Source organism: Cellulosimicrobium composti, from assembly GCF_009711085.1.
In the GTDB taxonomy this organism is placed as follows: domain Bacteria; phylum Actinomycetota; class Actinomycetes; order Actinomycetales; family Cellulomonadaceae; genus Cellulosimicrobium; species Cellulosimicrobium composti.
The window spans coordinates 1-5,038 of the sequence record NZ_WMKA01000087.1 but is presented as its reverse complement, the minus strand read 5'-3'; the positions used below and the strand labels follow the sequence as shown (position 1 = coordinate 5,038).

Below are 5,038 nucleotides of genomic sequence, written 5' to 3'. Positions count from 1 at the left end.
GAAGCAGGCTTCCCGCTTAGATGCTTTCAGCGGTTATCCCTTCCGAACGTAGCCAACCAGCGGTGCTCCTGGCGGAACAACTGGCACACCAGAGGTTCGTCCGTCCCGGTCCTCTCGTACTAGGGACAGCCCTTCTCAAGTTTCCTGCGCGCGCAGCGGATAGGGACCGAACTGTCTCACGACGTTCTAAACCCAGCTCGCGTACCGCTTTAATGGGCGAACAGCCCAACCCTTGGGACCTACTCCAGCCCCAGGATGCGACGAGCCGACATCGAGGTGCCAAACCATGCCGTCGATATGGACTCTTGGGCAAGATCAGCCTGTTATCCCCGGGGTACCTTTTATCCGTTGAGCGACGGCGCTTCCACAAGCCACCGCCGGATCACTAGTTCCGACTTTCGTCCCTGCTCGACCTGTCAGTCTCACAGTCAAGCTCCCTTGTGCACTTGCACTCGACACCTGATTGCCAACCAGGCTGAGGGAACCTTTGAGCGCCTCCGTTACATTTTAGGAGGCAACCGCCCCAGTTAAACTACCCACCAGGCACTGTCCCTGGTCCGGATCACGGACCGAGGTTAGACATCCGAAGCGGCCAGAGTGGTATTTCAACGTTGACTCCACCCGCACTGGCGTACGGGCTTCACAGTCTCCCACCTATCCTACACAAGCCGCACCGAACACCAATACCAAGCTATAGTAAAGGTCCCGGGGTCTTTCCGTCCTGCTGCGCGTAACGAGCATCTTTACTCGTAGTGCAATTTCGCCGAGTTCGCGGTTGAGACAGCGGAGAAGTCGTTACGCCATTCGTGCAGGTCGGAACTTACCCGACAAGGAATTTCGCTACCTTAGGATGGTTATAGTTACCACCGCCGTTTACTGGGGCTTAAATTCTGAGCTTCACCCCGAGGGGTTGACCCGTCCTCTTAACCTTCCAGCACCGGGCAGGCGTCAGTCCGTATACATCGTCTTGCGACTTCGCACGGACCTGTGTTTTTAGTAAACAGTCGCTTCTCCCTGGTCTCTGCGGCCGTCCACGCTCCCACCGCGAGGGTGTTCACGCTTCGGGCCCCCCTTCTCCCGAAGTTACGGGGGCATTTTGCCGAGTTCCTTAACCACGATTCTCTCGATCGCCTTAGTATTCTCTACCTGACCACCTGAGTCGGTTTGGGGTACGGGCGGCTAGAACCTCGCGTCGAGGCTTTTCTTGGCAGCATAGGATCACCCAGTTCGCGCTTGTGCGCTCACCGTCAGCTCTCAGCCTTGATGCCGGGCGGATTTGCCTACCCGACGGCCTACAGCCTTGGACGTGGTCAACCATCGCCACGCCGGGCTACCTTCCTGCGTCACCCCTGTTAATACGCTTACCTACTACCGGTTTGGGTCCCGCGCGCCCCTGCCCGGTGGCCCCGAAGGGCCGGTGGACAGGTTTGGGCGGTGAGCATCACCGGGCTCGGTATGGGCGGTTCTTCGCCGGTAGGAGAATATCAACTCCTTGTCCATCGACTACGCCTGTCGGCCTCGCCTTAGGTCCCGACTTACCCAGGGCGGATTAACCTGGCCCTGGAACCCTTGGTCATTCGGCGGACGGGTTTCTCACCCGTCTTTCGCTACTCATGCCTGCATTCTCACTCGTGTGGCCTCCACCGCTGGGTTCCCCCGCGGCTTCACCGCCCACACGACGCTCCCCTACCCACCTGCGCCTCTGGACCACGAAGGCCTGAGTTGAGCGCAGATGCCACGGCTTCGGCGGTGTACTTGAGCCCCGCTACATTGTCGGCGCGGAATCACTTGACCAGTGAGCTATTACGCACTCTTTCAAGGGTGGCTGCTTCTAAGCCAACCTCCTGGTTGTCTGTGCAACTCCACATCCTTTCCCACTTAGCACACGCTTAGGGGCCTTAGCCGGTGGTCTGGGCTGTTTCCCTCTCGACTACGGAGCTTATCCCCCGCAGTCTCACTGCCACGCTTCCACTTACCGGCATTCGGAGTTTGGCTGACGTCAGTAACCTTGTAGGGCCCATCGGCCATCCAGTAGCTCTACCTCCGGCAAGAAACACGTGACGCTGCACCTAAATGCATTTCGGGGAGAACCAGCTATCACGAAGTTTGATTGGCCTTTCACCCCTAACCACAGGTCATCCCCCAGGTTTTCAACCCTGGTGGGTTCGGTCCTCCACGCGGTCTTACCCGCGCTTCAACCTGCCCATGGCTAGATCACTTCGCTTCGGGTCTAGACCCAGCGACTGAATCGCCCTGTTCGGACTCGCTTTCGCTACGGCTTCCCCACACGGGTTAACCTCGCCACTGAGCACTAACTCGCAGGCTCATTCTTCAAAAGGCACGCTGTCACCCCAGCCAAGGAGGCTCCAACGGATTGTAGGCACACGGTTTCAGGTACTATTTCACTCCCCTCCCGGGGTACTTTTCACCTTTCCCTCACGGTACTGGTCCGCTATCGGTCACTAGGTAGTATTTAGGCTTAGCAAGTGGTCTTGCCAGATTCACACGAGATTTCTCGGGCCCCGTGCTACTTGGGATCCCCTTCGGGAGGCCGCACCATTTCGTCTACCGGACTCGCACCGTCTGTGGTCCGCCTTTCAATGCGGTTCGACTATGACACGACTTTCTCACTCCCCGGCGGACTGTCAGATCCACCAGAAGGGTCCCACAACCCCGAACACGCAACGCCTGACAGCTTTACCACGCGCCCGGTTTGGCCTCATCCGCTTTCGCTCGCCACTACTCACGGAATATCTCTTCCTGTCGGTACTGAGATGTTTCACTTCCCGACGTTCCCTCCACACACCCTATATATTCAGGTGCGGGTCACACGACATGACTCGTGCGGGGTTCCCCCATTCGGAAACCCTCGGATCACAGCTCGTTTGCCAGCTCCCCGAGGCTTATCGCAGGCTACCACGTCCTTCTTCGGCTCCTAGTGCCAAGGCATCCACCCTGTGCCCTTAAAAACTTCAACAACAACAAAACTGCAGAGAACCAAGAACCACACCCCAAAGGGTGCGTCTTGATCTTTACAAAGATGCTCGCGTCCACTGTGCAGTTCTCAAACAACCAACGACCCCGACCCCCACCAGACCCGCCTACCCCACCCGATGCCCGAAGACACCCGACGAAGCGGTTCGTGGTCCGAGGACCGGCCCGTACCAGGCACCCCACCAACCGGTGGCCGGTGACCTGAGGACCCAACAGTGTGCTCGACAAGCCCCGACCCGCTCACCAGTGAGGTTCCACCACACCCACCCACCAGCACACCACCCGAAGGCGACGCACCAGCCGGCAGACGCAGGTACTGACACCAGCGCACGACCAGAGCTCTTTCGTCAATGTTCCACCCATGAGCAACCACCCACCGCGCGTTCGGCGGCAGCGTGGCACCTGAACACCCCCCGCANACCGCGCGTTCGGCGGCAGCGTGGCACCTGAACACCCCGGGCGACCAACGGCCGACCCCAGGAGTGCTGGTAGCTCCTTAGAAAGGAGGTGATCCAGCCGCACCTTCCGGTACGGCTACCTTGTTACGACTTAGTCCCAATCGCCAGTCCCACCTTCGACCACTCCCCCCACAAGGGTTGGGCCATGGGCTTCGGGTGTTACCGACTTTCGTGACTTGACGGGCGGTGTGTACAAGGCCCGGGAACGTATTCACCGCAGCGTTGCTGATCTGCGATTACTAGCGACTCCGACTTCATGGGGTCGAGTTGCAGACCCCAATCCGAACTGAGACCGGCTTTTTGGGATTCGCTCCACCTTACGGCATCGCAGCCCTTTGTACCGGCCATTGTAGCATGCGTGAAGCCCAAGACATAAGGGGCATGATGATTTGACGTCATCCCCACCTTCCTCCGAGTTGACCCCGGCAGTCTCCCATGAGTCCCCGGCATAACCCGCTGGCAACATGGGACGAGGGTTGCGCTCGTTGCGGGACTTAACCCAACATCTCACGACACGAGCTGACGACAACCATGCACCACCTGTGCACGAGTGTCCAAAGAGACCACCATCTCTGGTGGCTTCCCGTGCATGTCAAGCCTTGGTAAGGTTCTTCGCGTTGCATCGAATTAATCCGCATGCTCCGCCGCTTGTGCGGGCCCCCGTCAATTCCTTTGAGTTTTAGCCTTGCGGCCGTACTCCCCAGGCGGGGCACTTAATGCGTTTGCTGCGGCACGGAACTCGTGGAATGAGCCCCACACCTAGTGCCCAACGTTTACGGCATGGACTACCAGGGTATCTAATCCTGTTCGCTCCCCATGCTTTCGCTCCTCAGCGTCAGTTGCGGCCCAGAGACCTGCCTTCGCCATCGGTGTTCCTCCTGATATCTGCGCATTCCACCGCTACACCAGGAATTCCAGTCTCCCCTACCGCACTCTAGTCTGCCCGTACCCGATGCAAGCTCGAGGTTGAGCCTCGAGTTTTCACACCAGACGCGACAGACCGCCTACGAGCTCTTTACGCCCAATAATTCCGGACAACGCTTGCGCCCTACGTATTACCGCGGCTGCTGGCACGTAGTTAGCCGGCGCTTCTTCTGCAGGTACCGTCACTTGCGCTTCTTCCCTGCTGAAAGAGGTTTACAACCCGAAGGCCTTCATCCCTCACGCGGCGTCGCTGCATCAGGCTTGCGCCCATTGTGCAATATTCCCCACTGCTGCCTCCCGTAGGAGTCTGGGCCGTGTCTCAGTCCCAGTGTGGCCGGTCGCCCTCTCAGGCCGGCTACCCGTCGTCGCCTTGGTAGGCCATCACCCCACCAACAAGCTGATAGGCCGCGAGCCCATCCCTGACCGAAAAACTTTCCAACCACCCCCATGCGAAGGTAGCTCATATCCGGTATTAGCCCCGGTTTCCCGGAGTTATCCCGAAGTCAAGGGCAGGTTACTCACGTGTTACTCACCCGTTCGCCACTAATCCACCCAGCAAGCTGGGCTTCATCGTTCGACTTGCATGTGTTAAGCACGCCGCCAGCGTTCGTCCTGAGCCAGGATCAAACTCTCCGTAAATGAACAACGCCCACCACCAGGCA

At 58.8% G+C, this 5,038-nt stretch carries 2 rRNA genes; both read right to left on the bottom strand.

The window, feature by feature from the left end:
- Window positions 1–2,977: ribosomal RNA gene (locus GJV82_RS18965) — 23S ribosomal RNA — on the bottom strand; the annotation flags it as partial.
- A gap of 517 nt (window positions 2,978–3,494) precedes the next feature.
- Window positions 3,495–5,015: ribosomal RNA gene (locus tag GJV82_RS18960) — 16S ribosomal RNA — on the bottom strand.
- Window positions 5,016–5,038: the final 23 nt, after the last annotated feature.